This window comes from Hymenobacter sublimis, from assembly GCF_023101345.1.
In the GTDB taxonomy this organism is placed as follows: domain Bacteria; phylum Bacteroidota; class Bacteroidia; order Cytophagales; family Hymenobacteraceae; genus Hymenobacter; species Hymenobacter sublimis.
In genome coordinates, this window is sequence record NZ_CP095848.1 from 3,425,306 (window position 1) to 3,441,823 (window position 16,518).

Consider the following 16,518-nt stretch of genomic DNA (forward strand, 5'->3'; position numbering starts at 1 on the left):
GAGAAAGTCGACCGAACAAGTAACGGCCGGACCAGATAAACCGCCTCGGGCGGCAATGGTTACAAAGGTAACCGAATGTAGGAACAAGAGTTGCCGACCAGAAGTGCACTTTTCAGATGTTGCCCTGACATTGTAGGTCTTGGGTAGCCTGACGTAGGTAGCCGCGCTAGCAAGCTGCCTACGTCAGGTTGCCCGAAACTCGCGGAATCAAACCCGGCTACTCCAGCCATAGATGCCGGTTGCCCGTAGCTTTACCGGTGTCTATGACTTATCCGTTTCTTCTCTCTGCTGCTGCGCCACCGGCCTGGCCGCTACTGCTGCCTTTCTTCGGGTTACTGGCTCTAATTGCGACCGGGCCGTTGTTGTTTCCTCACTTTTGGGAGCGGTGGTATGCCCACGTAGCCGTGGGGCTAGGTTTGCTGATGTTGGGCTACTACGGCTTGGTCCGGCACGATTGGCACACGGCCGTGGAAACGCTGGCCGAGTACATTTCTTTTGTGGTGTTGCTCACGGCCTTGTTTGTGGTGGGTGGCACCTTGTACTTGAACATCAACGTGCCGGGTACGCCGGGCCGCAACGTGCTGCTGCTGGCGGTGGGGGCTCTGTTGGCATCTGTGGTGGGCACTACGGGCGCTTCGCTGATGCTGATTCGGCCGTTTATCCGGCTCAACGACCAGCGAATTCGACCCTACCACATCGTGTTTTTCATCTTCGTTGTGAGCAATGCAGGCGGCCTGCTCACGCCCCTCGGCGACCCACCCCTGTTTATTGGCTACTTGCGCGGGGTGCCGTTTTTCTGGACTACTCAGCATTTGCTTATTCCCTGGCTGCTAGCCAATGGGCTCCTGCTGCTGCTGTTCTGGCTGCTGGATCGGCGCACAGCCTTCCCTGCCCCGCTGTCTCGCAGTGAGCAACGGCGGGCCCATTCCAAAAAAGGACTACCCCTCTACGATTTCAACGGCCGCTACAATTTCTTGTGGTTGCTGCTCGTGCTGGGAGCAGTTTTTCTGAACCCCAGCCAAATTTCTTGGTTACCGACCTTGCCCATAGCCGGACTGAACATCTCGTTTGTGCGCGAAACTATCCAGCTCTTGGCGGCTTGGGGCTGCTACCGCACAGCGCATCCGAAGGCGTTGGCAGCGAATCACTTCACCCTGGGCCCTATGCGAGAGGTAGGGTTTCTCTTCTTCGGTATCTTCCTGACCATGATGCCGGCCCTGCAAACCGCGGCCCACGTAGCGGCTAATCCGGCCGTGGCAAGTCGGCTCACTCCGGCGGCGCTGTACTGGCTGACGGGCGTGCTGTCGGCCTTTCTGGATAATGCGCCTACCTACGCTTCCTTTCTGGGGTTAAGCTTGGCCGGGCACCAGCTTGATTTCGCTCAGGCCAGCGCCGTGCAGCACTTTGCCGCCGACGCGGCCACTCAGCCGTTACTGCGGGCCATTTCCAGTGGGGCCGTGCTGTTTGGCGCCCTCACCTATATCGGCAACGGGCCTAACTTTCTGGTGCGCGCCATTGCGGAGAAGGAAGGCGTGCCCATGCCCAGCTTCTTCGGCTACATTGGCCGCTATGCCCTGCCCTACCTGCTGCCGGTGCTGGGCATTATCAGCGGGTGGCTGCTGTGGGGCTCCTAGCAGCGGGCAATCCGCGGCCGCTGAACGCGCGTATGGCAGGGGGTATGCTGGCACGCCTAAAATTCGCCCTTTTCCGACCCGTTGCTATTGCCTGGCTGGTGTATTTCCGGCTGGGAGCGGGCTTTCTGATGGCTCTGGAGCACGCCGGCGGGCTGGTGATAGGCCGGGTGCGCAACTATACCGAGCCGCAATTTCACTTCCGCTACCTCGGTTGGGAATGGCTGCCGGCCCTACCCGCGCCCGGGATTTACGCCGTGTACGGGCTGATAATACTAGCCGGCCTGGCCGTGGCGGCGGGCTGGCACTACCGCCTGATGGCTACACTGCTAAGCTTGGGCTACGTGGCTTTACTGCTGCTGGAAGAAACCGAATACATCAACCACTTCTACCTCTACGCCCTGCTGGCGGCCGTTCTGGCTTGCCTACCTGCCCACCGCGCGGCCTCCGCCGATGTACGGGCCGGGCGGGTAGCACCCGCGGCTACTACCCCCGCCTGGACCCGCCTAGTGGTGCTGTTTCAAGTGGGTTTGGTGTACCTGTTTGCGGCGCTGGCCAAGCTCAACCCCGATTGGCTAGCGGCCCGACCCTTGGGCATCTGGCTAGGGGCCAAAGCGCACTACCCCTTGCTGGGGCCGGTGCTGGCAGCGGCTCCCACGGCTTGGTTGATGAGCTACGGCGGTCTACTATTCGATGCGTTGGTAGTGCCTCTACTCCTTATCCGCCGGACTCGGCCGTGGGCGTTTGGCCTGGCCGTGTTCTTTCACCTGACCAACGTGGTAGTGTTTGGGCTGGGTACGTTTCCCTGGTTTTCCTTGCTGCTGACCAGCCTGTTTTTTGCCCCCGATTTCCCGCGCCACCTCCCGGGGTTCGTGGGGCGTTGGTTTCGGCAGCGCATTCCGCTTGCTGACGCGGAAACTGATGCGGGGACGCAGGTTTCGCCGCACTCGCAGTATTCCCAACACTGGCTACTGACTGGGCTGACCTTTTACCTGCTTGTGCAGCTGGCGCTGCCGTTGCGCTACCTGCTTTATCTTGGTCAAGTTCATTGGACCGAGGAAGGCCACCGCTTCAGTTGGCACCTAATGCTGCGCACGAAGTCGGGGTCGGCGGTTTTCCGGGTGCGCCTGCCCGATGGCCGCGAGGAAGTAGCACTTCCCGCTACCTATTTAACCCGCAACCAAGCAAACAAGCTCACCCACAGCCCCGACCTGATCCTGCAGTTTGCCCACCTGCTGGCCCGCAACTACCAGCACCGTGGTCTCCGTCCCGTTGCCATCTACTGCGACTCGTGGTTGAGCCTGAACGGGCACCCGCCCCGCCCGCTAGTCAGCCCACAGCTGAATCTATTGGGTCTGAAGCGCAGCCTAAAGCCGTATCCGTGGGTTGAGCCGGCACCAACTACGGACACCAGGTGAAATTACCCTTCTGACCACAGATTGGAACCGGATTACTCGCCAAAAACACATTCTAATTAGCTCTAAAAGAGGTTACCAGAGCTTATAAAAAGACCGTCATGCTTCGCCTCCGGCACTGCATGACGGTCCTTTAGTATTTGGCAACCGCGTTTAGTGAGAAAATTAGTTTCTCTCCTTGGAGCGACCGTAATCTACACCTGGTTGGCCCGGGCCCGCAGCAGCATATCGGCTAGCACTAGGCTGGTCATGGCGTCCACGATGGGTACGGCGCGGGGTAGCACGCAAGGGTCGTGGCGGCCGCGGCCGGCGAGGCTAATGGCTTCACCCTGGTCGTTGATGGTGGCTTGGGGCTGCAGAATGGTGGCTACCGGCTTGAATGCCACGCGGAAGTAAATATCCTGCCCGTTGCTAATGCCACCCTGAATGCCGCCGCTATGATTGGTGCGGGTGCGCACCTGCCCGGCTTCGTCGGTGTAAAACGCGTCGTTGTGCTCGGAGCCGAAGAGCAGCACGCCCGCAAACCCTGAGCCGTACTCGAAGCCTTTCACGGCGTTGATGCTGAGCATGGCCCGGCCCAATTCGCTGTGCAGTTTGTCGAACACTGGCTCGCCCAGCCCGGCCGGCACCCCGCGTACTACCCCCGTCACCAGGCCGCCTACCGTATCGTGCCGGTCGCGGGTTTGGCGGATAAGCTCGGCCATGCGCTCGGCGGTTTCGGGGTGGGGGCAGCGCACGGCGTTGGTTTCAATCAGGCTTAGGTCTAGCTGCTCGTAGCCTACGGGCACAGCCACTGCCCCTACCTGCGAGACGTAGCTGCTCACCCGGATGCCGTGCTGCTCCACCAGTTTTTGCGCTACGGCCCCGGCCGCCACGCGCGCGGCGGTTTCGCGGGCCGAGCTGCGGCCGCCGCCGCGGTAGTCGCGCCGGCCGTACTTCTGGTCGTAGGTGTAGTCGGCGTGGGAAGGACGGTAGGCGTGCTCGATGTGGGAGTAGTCGTGGCTGTGCTGGTCCTGGTTGCGAATGAACAGGCTGATGGGCGTGCCCGTCGTGTAACCCTCAAAAATACCCGACTGTATTTCGACCCGGTCGGCCTCTTTGCGCGGGGTGGTCAGGTCACTTTGCCCCGGCCGGCGCCGGTCGAGGGCAGCCTGAATGTCGGCTTCGGTTATGGGCAGCCCCGCCGGGCACCCGTCCAGCACTACCCCTATTCCCGGCCCGTGCGATTCTCCGAAGGTAGTGATGCGAAATAGGGTGCCGAAGGTGTTCATCTGGTAAGCTGGTAAAATGATGAGGTAGTGAGTTTGCTATTTAGGCTGTACCACCGGCGCAAGTAGCACAGCAAACTCACCATTTCACAATTTCACTAGCTCACCGGCTACCATTTCCGCGGTTTACCTTCTAGCTCGCCACCACCCAATGCCGGCCATCATGAGCAGGGCCACTACCACCATATTGGCGTATCGGCGCACGTCTCGGTAAGTGTCGCGCGGATGCGGGGTAGCATCTGCCTCGGGCAGAGCCGTACGGTAAAACGGGTCGTCTAGCCGCGCGCGGAAGGTGGAATCAGTACGTACGGGGCCCCGCACTACCGGCTGTAGCTCGGCCCGCAGTGTATCATAGCGCGTGGTGGCGGGGTTAAACACGACCACCTGAAACAGTGTGTCGAGGGCTACGGGGCCGGGCCGACGAGCCACCAACCGGAACTGGAAACTCTTGCGCCCCCCTACCCTCCCGCCCTCGCGGGTAAGCTCCTGCTGCACCTCCGGACCGTACACCTCTAGGGCCTCGGAAGCGGGCGGCGCCCCCAAATTAATAGCCGCTAAGTTTCCTTCTCCTTCCACGGTGAAGGTGTATGTGAAGGCCTTTCCCGTCTGAAAAGTGGTGCGGTCAATGGCCTCCTTTACCTCGTAGCTGCCTACTGGCACCTGGTCGCGGAGCGGGTGAGCAGGCAGGGGCTTCACTGGAATAGTCCGGGCCGATGAGTAATAGATTTTATAGCCTGCCAAGCGATTATCAAGGCCCGGTGCTGGCTTCTTAGCCACCTTATACTTCACCATTTGCAGGGCCACGGCCGGAAATGTGAGGGGCTGGGTATTTAGTGGGTACAACTCGGCCTCCCACAGCCGGTAGCGCAGGAAGGGCTTGCCACCTACAGTCACGTTTTCAGGCAGCACTTCTTGCTCATTAAAGCTTTCTTCCCACACCGTGCGCTGCCGAAGCTGGCGGATGATGCTGGGGAGCTGCTGGGCAAAGTTGTAGAAGTTTAGCACGGCCTGGTCTTGCGGGGCCAGGTAGAAGTACAGCCCCACGTGCACACCTTCGCCCACAAACACGCTGTTTTTATCCGGCACTACAGCCAGAAAGGCCTGATCCTGAGGCTCCACGTATTCCTGGGGTTTGGGCTTACCAAACAGCTTATCCAGCAACCCAATTCCTTGTAAGGGGCTGGCCCCGGGCGCTGGCGGTTCGGGCACGGCCGGCGTAGTAGCGGCCTGCTGGGGAGTAACGCGCAGGGTAGCTCCCTCCGAGCGAACTGCAAGGCCGTTGACCGTCATGCTAAAGGGCTTTAGCGTGAAGGTGCCCTGCGCAAAAGCGGCGTAGCGCTGCGTAATGGTTAGCTCCGTAGAGCTTTGGCCATTTACTGTGCGCGTGGTGGTAGTGCTAGACTTGCCGCTTTTCTTGAAGCCCTCGATTTCTGGAAAGGCGGAATAGCGCTCCAGCGGAGCGCCCCGTAGCCGAAAGCTAATGGTGTAGTACTCGTTGATGGGAAACACCGACTTGCCTAGAACAATGTCAGCAGTCGGCGGCTGGTTCTGCCCAGCGACCAGACCACACCCTACCCATAGCACGCCCAGAAGAAGTAAGAAAAAGCGCATGAGCTATTCACAACAAGTCAACTTGCCAAAGCTAGAGAAAACCGGTGTTAGTGCCAGGTAAAGGGCCTTCACTGCTCAGCTTTGCTCATACCCCTTCCATGGTTACAGAACTCGGCTTATAAGATTTTGGCTTTTTTAAATCCATAGCTGAGCCTAGGTCGTAATTCCCCTCAAAACCACCCTCCACCTTTTGGTTGCCCCAGTTTATGGGGCTTGCAAAAAAACCGCTCCGTTGCGGGTGGCTTCGTATTGCCTTCACTTTTTTCACCCAACCCATCCTTGCTATGTCCAACATCACGCAAAAAGGCAGCGACGAAGCGGAATTCGCCAAGCCGCTGTATACGCCCATCAAGCGTCGCTCCTTCTTCATGTATGCCGGCGCTACTGCCGGTGCTACCGCTCTGCTGCTCTCGGGCTGCGATGACGATGACGAGAATGTAACCACTCCAACCGGTACGGTAAGCCTGGGCTCGGGCGACGTAGGCGTGTTGAACTACGCTTACGCCCTGGAGCAGTTAGAAGCTGCTTTCTATGCTCAGGTAATTGCAACGCCTTACACCGGCATTTCGGCCGATGAGCGGATGGCTCTTACTGCCATTGCCAAGCACGAAGCCATTCACCGTGACTTCTTCAAGACAGCCATTACGGCAGCAGCGGCTAACCAAATTATTCCGGGCCTGAATCCTGATTTCAGCAGAGTAAATTTCTCGAGCCGGGATTCCGTATTGACTACGGCTCGCACGTTCGAAGACCTAGGTGTAGCGGCTTACAATGGTGCTGGCTCCCTGATTAAGAACAACGACTACCTGCTGATTGCTGGTAAGATCGTTTCGGTAGAAGCCCGTCACGCAGCCTATATCCGTGACCTGATTACGCCCGGCAGCTTCTCGGGCAACGACGTGGTTAACGCCCAGGGCCTCGACCAGGCACTGTCCGTAACGCAAGTCCTGACTGCTGCCCAGCCGTTCATCAAAGAAAGAATCAACGGCGACAACGTAGGCAAGTAATCAATCTTCTCTCATTTCTGACTTTCCAGTACTATGAACCTGTTTAAGATAATTTCCGAGCTAGAGAAGGTTGATCCAGAAGTTATGGACCGCCTCACGCACCGTCGGAGCGCTCTGAGCGCTTTGGGTGATATTAGCAAAAAGATGGCCTTAGCCGCCGCGCCTATTGCAATTGGCTCAGCATTTAATAAAGCCATGGGTCAGAACAACTTGACCTCGGTTAATGACGTGCTGAACTACGCGCTGCTGCTAGAGCGCCTAGAGTATGCCTTCTACGACCAAGCACTGAAGGCCACTACCCTCACTGCCCCGCTAACAGGTGTGGCCCGCACGGCCATTGAAACCATCCGGGCACACGAGCTTGCACACGTAACGCTCCTAACCTCGGCCTTGGGCTCCGCTGCTGCGCCTGCCCCAGCTAACTTCAACTTTGGTACTGCCTTCGCTACCTACCAGAGCTTCTTGACGTTCGCGCAAGCTTTTGAAGACTTGGGGGTACGTGCTTACAAAGGCCAGGCTACTACCATCAAAACGGCTGGTAACCCCAACAATGTGCTGCAAACGGCTCTGCAAATCCACTCGGTAGAAGCTCGCCACGCGGCTCACATTCGCTACATGCGCCGCGGTGCTACGGCTGGTAACCAAACTACCATCATGCCGTGGATAGTGAATGCGGAGGCAAACGGTGCCCCCGCTCCGGTGTACGGTGCTGGCAACCCAGCTGCTACCTTCCCCGCAGAAAACAACATCATGCAGGGTGGTCTCACCCTTACCACGGGCATTGGTGCTACCTATGATCCTGCTGATGTAAGCGCTGCTTTCGATGAAGGCCTCGACAACACTACCGTGACGAACATTGCACGGTCGACAGTAACGTTCTAAGCGTTATTAGTGACTACAAAAAAGGGTGGCCTCGTAAGGCCACCCTTTTTTGTGTGTTTGCCCCCACGCAACCTTTCGGCGCGGCCGTTGCTCTCCGTAGTGGTGCATCCCAGTTTATCGGAGTACCTTTGTTAATCGGGAAGTTGCGGCCTGCGTTGGGCTGCTCCCCGCCGAGTTACTACCGCATGTCTGACTCTGCTTTCTCCTTTTTGGGGCGTACGTTGCGCCGCCGTTCTTTTCTTCGCGTAGCGGGTGCTACTGCCGCTTCTTCTGCCCTAGTGCTAGCTGGCTGCGGCAGCGACGATACGGAAACCCCAACCCCTACCACCCCGGGCACCCTCACGTTTTCCAACGACAATCTGGGTTTGCTCAACTACGTGTACCTGTTAGAGCAGCTGGAAGCCGCTTTCTACCAGAAGGTGGTGAGTAGTTTCCCCCTCGATTTTACGGCCGCCGACCGGGCCGCTTTCATAGATCTGCGTGACCATGAAGTAATTCATCGGGAAACGTTGAAGTTTGCGCTAGGCTCAAATGCATATGATGCCAATGCTGGCACCAACGCATTGGTATTCAACTTCACTTCTCTTGCTCTTACTAGCCGGAACGAGGTGTACGCTGCCGCCCGTACCTTGGAGGATGTGGGCGTAGCGGCGTACAATGGCGTTGCCAAGCTGCTTCAGGTTGCTCCCGACGGTAGCCACCTTACCTACTTGAAGCTGCTGGTAAAGCTGGCTTCGGTGGAAGCTCGCCACGCGGCTTTTGTGCGCGACCAAGTTCAGGCCTCTTCCTTTGCCGATGCCGATGTAGTGACGGCCACTGGCGTCCTAGCCGGGCTGGATATCGTGAAAACTCCCGTGGAAGTAACCGCCCTCATTGCCAAATACGTGCCCGTAACGCTAGTGGCCACGTCATTGCCTACTATCTAAGCTGCGCCTGCCGTTATGGATTTTCTGACTTTCCTGTCTCGAATTGCCGACCTTTCTCCTGCTACTACCACCCCGACCGACGACATATCGGTGCGGCGAGTGGCGCTTACCCGCCTAGGCAAGGTAGGCGCCGCCCTGCTACCAGCGGTAGTAACGGCGTTGCCTACCCCCGCAGAAGCTAAGCTATTGAACACCACCGTTCTGGATGTAATAAAGCTGGCGCTTACCCTGGAATACTTAGAAAGCGAGTTTTACACCCAGGCGCTGGCCCTGCCCAATGCGGCTACCTTCTTCGGTTCAACTGAGAACCGGACAGCCATCCAAACCATTGCCACCCACGAAAATCAGCACGTAGCGTTGCTGCAGCGCTTGCTCACCGAGGCTGGTGCCGTAGTTCCCGCCAAGCCTAATTTCGACTTTACCGGCAGCAAGAACGGCGCCCAGCCGGCCTTATACCCGGATGTGTTTACCAACCTAGATACCTTCTTGAGAGTAGCGCAGCTGCTTGAGGATGCCGGGGTGCGGGCCTACAAAGGACAGGTAGAGTTTCTGGTATCGGATAACTACCTGCTGGAGGCCTTCGTGCGCACACACTCCACGGAAGCTCGCCACGCCTCCCATATCCGTACCATGCGCCGACAGCGTGGGGCCGTCGTTAAGAGCTGGGTGAGCCCCTCTGATGCGGCCATTACCACCGCCGGCACCGCCCCCGACAAGGCGTACGCCGGCGAGGCTGCCGTAGTACAGTATACGCCCGGTCCACGTGCGGTTCCCTTTGAAACCACGCTACCTATTAATGTGGGCGACCCACTGTTAAGCCGGGAAGCTCTGCTAGCTAAGGTTGCAGAAGCATTTGACGAGCCCCTGGATGCGACTACCGCCACTGAGCTGGCGCTGTTATTTATATATTAGCAAACACGCGAAAACAGGCTGCATATTCCGTTTTCTGAATTCTTTTCAAAAAGGGATGCCTCGGTGTCCCTTTTTTCGTGGCCTTCTGGAACCGATTTGTAGAGGCGGCTGTCTGACACTTGCACTCAGGATTTATTTTTTTGTATCTTTCGACAAAAGACGCAAAAGAGCCCCGGTACAGTTAAGCTTTTTTTAACTGCTTTCGTACACTGCCCCGACCCACCTACTGAACCGCTCTTTTACCATTTAGTGAAAACCAACTTCACCCATGCTCGAGTACGCTAAAACCATTCTGCTCAAAGTGAGCTTCGACAAGATTCTCTTCGAGAAGGAGCTACGCAAAGCCCTCCGCACCTTGGTGCCGGCAGAGCTTTCGGAGTTGAAAGCTTGGTGCTACCAGCAGTTCTCCGCCCTGTACCGCCGCATCCTGAACCGTGTGTTCACCCAGCCGACGGTTGCCGCCTAACCAACCCATTTCTTTCCACACGCCGGAGCCGGAAGTCGCTTGCCTATGGGCAGGCCTGCTTCCGGCTCCGGCGTGTTTAGGGCCTAACTAGCTGCTTACATTTTCGGCTCCGTTGAATTGGCAACAACGGGCGGTAGCGGGGCCGGCTCCTCGCCCAACACAAACCGGATGTTGCGTTGCAGCCCCGCGTAACCCGTGCGTTTCACCGCCGACTGTCGGAACAGTTCCGAAAACAACTCATGGGTAATTTCCTGCCAGTCGCCGGGTGTGAGGTCCTTCAGGCCGGGGTGGGGGTTGAACTGCGGCTCCTGGTGCGGCTTGGCGAAGCGGTTCCAGGGGCACACGTCCTGGCAGATGTCGCAGCCGAACACCCAGTTGCCAAATTTACCCTCTACTTCCCGCGGAATCTGGTCTTTCAGCTCAATGGTAAAGTAGCTGATGCACTTGCTGCCATCTACCACGTAGGGCTCCGTAATGGCCTGAGTAGGGCAGGCATCGAGGCACTTCCGGCAGGAGCCGCAGTAGTCTTTAATAGGGCCATCATAGGCTAGCTCCACGTCTACAATCAGCTCGGCAATGAAGTAGAACGAGCCCACGCCGGGCGTAATCAGGTTGGAGTTTTTTCCTACCCAGCCTAAGCCGCTCTTCTTAGCCCAGGCCTTGTCCATCACCGGCGCTGAATCAACGAAGCAGCGGCCGCCTACCTCTCCTATTTCCTCCTGCATATCCTGCAGCAGGGTTTTAAGCTTGTCCTTGATGACGAAATGGTAGTCGCGGCCGTAGGCGTACTTGCTGACTTTGAGCGTGTCGTCGGGTTGTTGGGTTTCCTCGGGGGGTAGTAATTCAGTAGCAGGGAAATCACCGACTTGGCCCCGTCCACCAGTAGGCGCGGGTCGAGGCGCTTATCGAAGTGGTTGGCCATGTAGGCCATCTGCCCGTTCATGTGGCGGTTTAGCCAGTTCTCCAGGCGCGGCGCCTCCTCCTCCAGAAATTCGGCCTTGGAAATGCCGCAGTACATAAAGCCCAGCTCCGCCGCCCGGCGTTTAATAAAGGCAGTATAGTGAGCGGTGGGTAGCATGAGAAGGGAGGCGACGAATTACAAAGCTACAGCATTCTATCCCGGGTTGCCCCGTTCAGCCAGCGGCGTTATCTGGCTCGTTTGCATTAACACTATGGAGTATCGCGCCCGATAAACCGACCTTTACCCAACAGAAAATCAATTGCTCTGCCTACAGCGCGGGCCCGGCTTTCATCGGTTTTCAAGCGGGTGATGTAGCGGATTATTTCTTGCTGCCGGGAAGGAGTTAGCCGATTGAAAACCTGTTGCGCCTCCCTGACTTTATCCAGTGCTTCAGCTAGCTGCGGGTGCATGGGCAAGGCCCGTTCTCGCGGATCAAATGCAATAGTTACCTGAATAGTTTCGCCAATCCGCTTGGGCGAGTTCTTTAGCATCGACAGATTGATGTACAGCCTCCACGCCCCGCTAAATCTTACCAGTGTTTGCTGATACGGCAGCTGATTGACGGTACCTCGCACCGGAATAGGCCCTTTGGCTTTTCCAGCCTGCTCAAAGAGAAAAGCCAGTACCTCAAGGGGCACGTCCACAAAAGGGTTAACACCAATCAACTGAAGCTCAGCTGCAAATTCCCTGGTATTCATCTAGCAATTGCTACTTGTGCTATTCCCACAACTACTGCTGCCCATAAGCGCCTAACTTATCGCGCAAAAAAGCGGCGGAAAACTACCCAATTTGGTGCTTTCCGCCGCTTGGCAAAACGTCCTATAACTTAACTAAATAGCTCCCCCGGCGTGCCGGTGTTGCCGCGTAGGTGCTGGGGCATTTGGCGGCCCAGGTGCTGGTAGGCCAGCTCGGTGGCTTCGCGGCCTCGGGAGGTACGCTTGATGAAGCCTTCCTGGATCAGGAAGGGCTCGTACACTTCCTCAATGGTTTCGGCTTCGTCGCCGCAGGCAGTGGCAATGGTGCCCAGGCCAACGGGGCCACCCTTGAATTTGTCAATGATGGTGCTCAGGATGCGAATGTCCATTTCGTCGAGGCCGTTCTGGTCTACGTCGAGGGCGTTGAGGGCAAACTGAGCAATTTCGCGGGTGATAGTGCCGGTGCCTTTAATCTGGGCGAAGTCGCGAGTGCGGCGCAGCAGGTTATTAGCAATTCGGGGCGTACCGCGGGAGCGACGGGCAATTTCGAAGGCTGCATCCTCGTAAATAGGCGTGCCCAGAATTTCGGCCGAGCGTTGCACAATTGTGGTCAGCAGGGCTGAATCGTAGTACTCTAGGCGGGCGCTGATGCCGAAACGGGCCCGCAACGGCGAGGTCAGCATACCCGAGCGGGTAGTGGCACCAATCAGCGTAAACGGCGACAAAGAAATCTGCACCGAGCGCGCATTCGGACCCGAATCGAGCATGATGTCGATGCGGTAATCCTCCATGGCCGAGTAGAGGTATTCCTCTACTACCGGGTTTAGGCGGTGAATCTCATCAATGAAGAGCACGTCGTTTGGCTCCAGGTTTGTGAGCAGGCCAGCCAGGTCGGAAGGCTTGTCCAGCACCGGGCCGCTCGTCATCTTGATGCCCGATTCCAGCTCGTTGGCAATGATGTGCGAAAGAGTAGTTTTACCTAGGCCGGGCGGGCCGTGCAGCAGTACGTGGTCGAGGGCCTCGCCGCGGTGCTTGGCGGCAGCCACGAATACTTTTAGGTTTTCGACTACCTTGCCCTGGCCGGTGAAATCATCGAAGGAAAGGGGCCGCAGGGCTTTATCGATGTCCTTTTCAGTGGCATCCATGTGGTCGTTGCCACCAGTCATATACGGTTCGCGCATAAGCGTACAATGTAGTTCAGCGTGTGGAAAGGTAACAGTTGGCGAGTTGGGTTGGTGCCTTTTTTAGCAAAAAATATCCACGTATTCCTATTTAACTAATCAGGTTAGCAAAATCTTGTTACCGGATTTGCTCGTACCCCTTTTCAGGTTCTCCCTGACCCGTATCTTGCCGCTTCACCCGCTCTGCTTCTCATGTCCGCTGCTTCCTGGCTTGATGCCCTTCCCACTGACTTTTACGACCAGCTGGCTCACTGCCTAAGCCTGCACGGCATGGCAGCGGCGGAGCTGCTCAGCCAGCCGGAAACGCAACGCTTAACCGCGCTTACTACCCTCGATGGCCGAAAAGTACAGGAGCTGAACCAGATTCAGAACCACCAGGAGCTACTAGCCAGCTTGCAGGCGGAACCCCTAGACCTATACCACCTGCTCCTGCTGGGCCGGCTGACGCTGGAAACGTCCTTGGCTACGCCCGTGCTGGCCTACGTGCGGGAGCAAATGCAGATAGATGAACCCCAGTTGGAATACCTGAAAACCTACTGCCTGGAGCTGAGCGCCGCCTTTCTGAACACGCTGGAAGAACACGTAGCAGCACCCGCCGGCACGGCCTCGTTGGGCCTGCACCGGCTTCAGATTGAGGAGGCTTTTACCAAGCTGCTGACAACCCAGCCCTCCCCTACCCCGCCGGCAGCCAATCTGCGCCTATCGGAGCCCCAACTGCAGATGTTGCGGCTGGCCTTGCTGCTCGTGCACAGCCTGCCCGCCACCGCCGACCATCCGTTTCTGCGAGCCGTAGGGGAGCTTCCCCACCTGCAACCACCCGCCCTGGAGCCGCTGATTGAACACCTGAGCCGCGTGCGGGCGCGGGAACAGCTTACCCTCACCATGCCGGAGCTAGTGCAGCTCTACCAGGGTATGCAGGTGTGCGGGATGATTTTCGTGTCGGATGTAATGAGCCGGCTGGGGCTGGAAGACGCCTTTCCCACGCTTTCTGAAGCCGAGGCAGCCACCGTGGAGGCCGAGCCCGTCAGCAACCGGCAGGCCGTGGGCGAAATGGTCAGCGGCTTCACGCTGTGGGTGCAGCAAACCTTCCCCGAATCGTCAGAAATTCAGCAGGCCCGCCAGGAAATTTTGGCCCTCGCCGATACGCTGTAAAATAGTGATTGGACGAGGTGGTGAACTAGTTTACCAGCAGCACTTCAATTTCCAGGTGCAGCCAGTCTTCTTCCCAGGCTTTGTGAGTTAGGCAGGCGCTGAGGGAGTAGCCGGCATCCAGCAGGCGGGCCACTGTTTCGTTGCGCCCCTCGGGCAGGTAGCCCAGCCAAAAGGCGTCGATGCCGGTGGTTAGCACGCGCACGGCCCAATCATCATACACACTATCGGCCTCGCGCGCCAGGGCCAGTTGCTGCCCCGGCTGCAGGCGCGGCTCAAAAGCCCGCAGACCGTCGCGGTGGGTAGTACCGGCCACAAGGCATTCAAGAAGTACCAGCGGTTGAGAAGCAGTTGACATGGGTAGTAAGTGGAGTGTAGCGGCGTAAACATACACTCTGGAACGGGTTTAGGCCAGCCCAACCAGAACTTACCTGACTTACAATACGGCCTCCTGAGCTTTTAACGACCCACCCGAAGCACTCCTCACCGGATGGCTGAGGCCGGTGGCAGAAATCTACCAGGCCTAGACTAATAGTCACTGCTGTACTTTGGCTGACAAGTCTGTACTTTACGGCTCAGCAGTTTCTCCTTCTTATTCTTCTACATTTTTTACCTCTGATGAAAACTCGTGTACTTCTAGCGGCCCTTGTTCTTAGCACCTGTTCCTTAGGTTCTGCCCTTGCGGTGGCGCCACCCGTGCCTGCCTCCTCTCAGGTTGCCCCCGGCGGATATATGATGATTATTTCGCGGGTTTCGTTGGGGTTTAATGCCCAGGCTAGCATCGTCACTATTTCCCCCGAGGGCAAAGAGCAAGTCAGAGAAATCGACTTCAGCCGCTTCAGCGCCAAGCAAATGGCCAGCAACATGACGGAAGTTCACAAAGCCGCTATGGCCGCGGTAAACCAGTATACTGCTGACGGCTGGCGGTTGGTAAGCGTGGCTCCCAGCGACGTGGCAAGCGGCGGCAACACCGTTTTCAGCCAAACGATTTACTATCTGGAAAAAAAGTAGCCCGTTAGGTGGCTGCTGCTTCGTAGCAGTGGCTAAGCTTGACTAGTTTGCAGCAACATACCATTGAAAAGAACAGCGCCGCCTTCTGCAATAGAGGGCGGCGCTGTTCTTTTTAAGTCAATCGTAGTATTACTTGAACGCCTGTATGCCGGTGATGTCGGCGCCGGTGATGAGCAGGTGGATGTCGTGGGTGCCTTCGTAGGTTACTACTGATTCTAGGTTCATCATGTGGCGCATGATGGGGTACTCGCCCGTAATGCCCATGCCGCCGTGGATCTGGCGGGCTTCGCGGGCGATTTCCAGGGCAATTTCTACGGAGTTACGCTTGGCCATGGAAATCTGCGCCGAAGTGGCTTTGCCTTCATTCTTGAGCATGCCTAGGCGCCACACCATCAGTTGAGCCTTCGTGATTTCAGTAATCATTTCGGCCAGCTTGCGCTGCTGGAGCTGGAAGGAAGCAATGGGCTTACCGAACTGCTCGCGCTGCAGGGAATACTTCAGGGCCGACTCGTAGCAGTCAATAGCCGCCCCTAAAGCGCCCCAGGCAATGCCGTAGCGGGCTGAGTCGAGGCAGCTGAGCGGACCTTTGAGGCCGTCGATGTTGGGTAGAATATTCTCCTTGGGAATTTTTACGTCCTCGAACACCAGTTCGCCGGTGATGCTGGCGCGCAAGCTCCACTTGTTGTGGATTTCGGGGGTAGAAAAGCCTTCCATGCCCCGCTCCACGATAACGCCCCGGATGCGGCCGTTATCGTCTTTGGCCCACACCACGGCTACCTGAGACTCGGGCGAGTTGGAAATCCAAAGCTTGGCGCCGTTGAGCAGGTAGTAATCCCCCATGTCCTTGATGGTGGTGGTCATGCCGCCGGGGTTGGAGCCGTGGTCGGGCTCGGTGAGGCCGAAGCAGCCCAGCCACTCGCCCGAGGCCAGCTTGGGCAGGAACTTGCGGCGCTGTTCTTCCGAGCCGTACTGGTAAATCGGGAACATCACCAGGGAACCCTGCACCGAGGCCGTGGAGCGCATGCCGGAATCGCCGCGCTCGATTTCCTGCATAATCAGGCCGTAGCTGATGTAGTCCAGCCCGCCCCCGCCGTATTCCGTGGGAATGGTGGGCCCAAAAGCTCCTACCTCCCCAAACTTGCGCACGATTTCCGAGGGGAAGTGCGCCTGCTGGGCCCACTGCTCCACGTTGGGCGAAATTTCCTTTTTCACAAAGTCGCGGATGCTCTGGCGGATGAGCTTGTGCTCCTCCGTCAGCAGCCCGTCGATGTCATAGTAATCCGTGAAACCTGCGGCGTTAAGCGAGCCTTTGTTGCGCTGCACCTGGGCCTTGGTCGAGAGAACGTCAGCTTGGGAAGACATAGTAGAAAGGGGTGGGTTTACTGCCAAAGATACGTATTTCG

General features: G+C 57.6%; 15 protein-coding genes and 1 pseudogene. 9 read left to right on the forward strand and 7 right to left on the reverse strand.

Annotated elements, in window-relative coordinates:
• The first annotated feature begins 263 nt into the window (after window positions 1-263).
• Together MWH26_RS14230 and MWH26_RS14235 are read left to right on the forward strand one after the other, a co-directional pair.
• Entirely contained in the window at window positions 264-1,634 is a 1,371-nt protein-coding gene (locus MWH26_RS14230; RefSeq protein WP_247974810.1) for a sodium:proton antiporter, read from the forward strand.
• A 44-nt stretch (window positions 1,635-1,678) separates the two neighbouring features.
• Window positions 1,679-3,049 carry an HTTM domain-containing protein gene (locus MWH26_RS14235; protein ID WP_247974811.1) on the forward strand — a complete coding sequence of 457 codons (1,371 nt, stop codon included), beginning with the start codon at window positions 1,679-1,681 and terminating at the stop codon, window positions 3,047-3,049.
• A gap of 191 nt (window positions 3,050-3,240) precedes the next feature.
• Here the strand turns inward: MWH26_RS14235 and aroC are convergent, their stop codons facing one another.
• Both aroC and MWH26_RS14245 read right to left on the reverse strand, forming a co-directional pair.
• Window positions 3,241-4,317, reverse strand: a complete 1,077-nt coding sequence (aroC, locus tag MWH26_RS14240) for a chorismate synthase (protein ID WP_247974812.1) — start codon at window positions 4,315-4,317, stop codon at window positions 3,241-3,243.
• 123 nt (window positions 4,318-4,440) lie between these two features.
• Window positions 4,441-5,925: a BatD family protein gene (locus MWH26_RS14245; RefSeq protein WP_247974813.1), complete on the reverse strand. Its 1,485-nt coding sequence runs from the start codon at window positions 5,923-5,925 to the stop codon at window positions 4,441-4,443.
• A 284-nt stretch (window positions 5,926-6,209) separates the two neighbouring features.
• Between MWH26_RS14245 and MWH26_RS14250 the strand changes: the two genes are divergently transcribed.
• From MWH26_RS14250 to MWH26_RS14270, 5 genes are all read left to right on the forward strand, one after another.
• Entirely contained in the window at window positions 6,210-6,932 is a 723-nt protein-coding gene (locus MWH26_RS14250) for a ferritin-like domain-containing protein (RefSeq protein ID WP_247974814.1), read from the forward strand.
• Between the two features lie 33 nt (window positions 6,933-6,965).
• Window positions 6,966-7,814, forward strand: coding sequence for a ferritin-like domain-containing protein (locus MWH26_RS14255; RefSeq protein WP_247974815.1), 849 nt, complete (start codon window positions 6,966-6,968; stop codon window positions 7,812-7,814).
• Window positions 7,815-7,999: 185 nt separating this feature from the next.
• A complete protein-coding gene (locus MWH26_RS14260) occupies window positions 8,000-8,740 on the forward strand; it encodes a ferritin-like domain-containing protein (protein WP_247974816.1) in 741 nt (246 codons plus the stop codon).
• 15 nt (window positions 8,741-8,755) lie between these two features.
• On the forward strand, window positions 8,756-9,652 hold the full coding sequence (locus MWH26_RS14265) for a ferritin-like domain-containing protein (protein ID WP_247974817.1): 897 nt from the start codon (window positions 8,756-8,758) through the stop codon (window positions 9,650-9,652).
• A 268-nt stretch (window positions 9,653-9,920) separates the two neighbouring features.
• The gene (locus tag MWH26_RS14270; protein WP_188556146.1) at window positions 9,921-10,118 is read left to right on the forward strand and encodes a hypothetical protein; all 198 of its coding nucleotides are present in this window, start codon (window positions 9,921-9,923) and stop codon (window positions 10,116-10,118) included.
• Between the two features lie 95 nt (window positions 10,119-10,213).
• Here MWH26_RS14270 and queG read toward each other — a convergent pair.
• The 3 genes and pseudogenes from queG to ruvB form a co-directional block, all read right to left on the reverse strand.
• Window positions 10,214-11,196: pseudogene (gene queG / locus MWH26_RS14275) on the reverse strand (tRNA epoxyqueuosine(34) reductase QueG).
• 92 nt (window positions 11,197-11,288) lie between these two features.
• A complete protein-coding gene (locus tag MWH26_RS14280; protein ID WP_247974818.1) occupies window positions 11,289-11,777 on the reverse strand; it encodes a YdeI/OmpD-associated family protein in 489 nt (162 codons plus the stop codon).
• 128 nt (window positions 11,778-11,905) lie between these two features.
• Window positions 11,906-12,955, reverse strand: coding sequence for a Holliday junction branch migration DNA helicase RuvB (gene ruvB, locus MWH26_RS14285; protein WP_188556143.1), 1,050 nt, complete (start codon window positions 12,953-12,955; stop codon window positions 11,906-11,908).
• Window positions 12,956-13,147: 192 nt separating this feature from the next.
• Between ruvB and MWH26_RS14290 the strand changes: the two genes are divergently transcribed.
• Window positions 13,148-14,107, forward strand: a complete 960-nt coding sequence (locus tag MWH26_RS14290) for a hypothetical protein (RefSeq protein ID WP_244697279.1) — start codon at window positions 13,148-13,150, stop codon at window positions 14,105-14,107.
• A gap of 25 nt (window positions 14,108-14,132) precedes the next feature.
• Here the strand turns inward: MWH26_RS14290 and MWH26_RS14295 are convergent, their stop codons facing one another.
• Window positions 14,133-14,462, reverse strand: coding sequence for an HIRAN domain-containing protein (locus tag MWH26_RS14295; RefSeq protein WP_247974819.1), 330 nt, complete (start codon window positions 14,460-14,462; stop codon window positions 14,133-14,135).
• Window positions 14,463-14,836: 374 nt separating this feature from the next.
• Between MWH26_RS14295 and MWH26_RS14300 the strand changes: the two genes are divergently transcribed.
• A complete protein-coding gene (locus MWH26_RS14300; RefSeq protein ID WP_247974820.1) occupies window positions 14,837-15,115 on the forward strand; it encodes a DUF4177 domain-containing protein in 279 nt (92 codons plus the stop codon).
• Between the two features lie 129 nt (window positions 15,116-15,244).
• On the opposite strand, the gene MWH26_RS14305 is transcribed toward MWH26_RS14300, so the two are convergent.
• Window positions 15,245-16,477, reverse strand: a complete 1,233-nt coding sequence (locus MWH26_RS14305) for an acyl-CoA dehydrogenase family protein (RefSeq protein WP_244697282.1) — start codon at window positions 16,475-16,477, stop codon at window positions 15,245-15,247.
• Window positions 16,478-16,518: the final 41 nt, after the last annotated feature.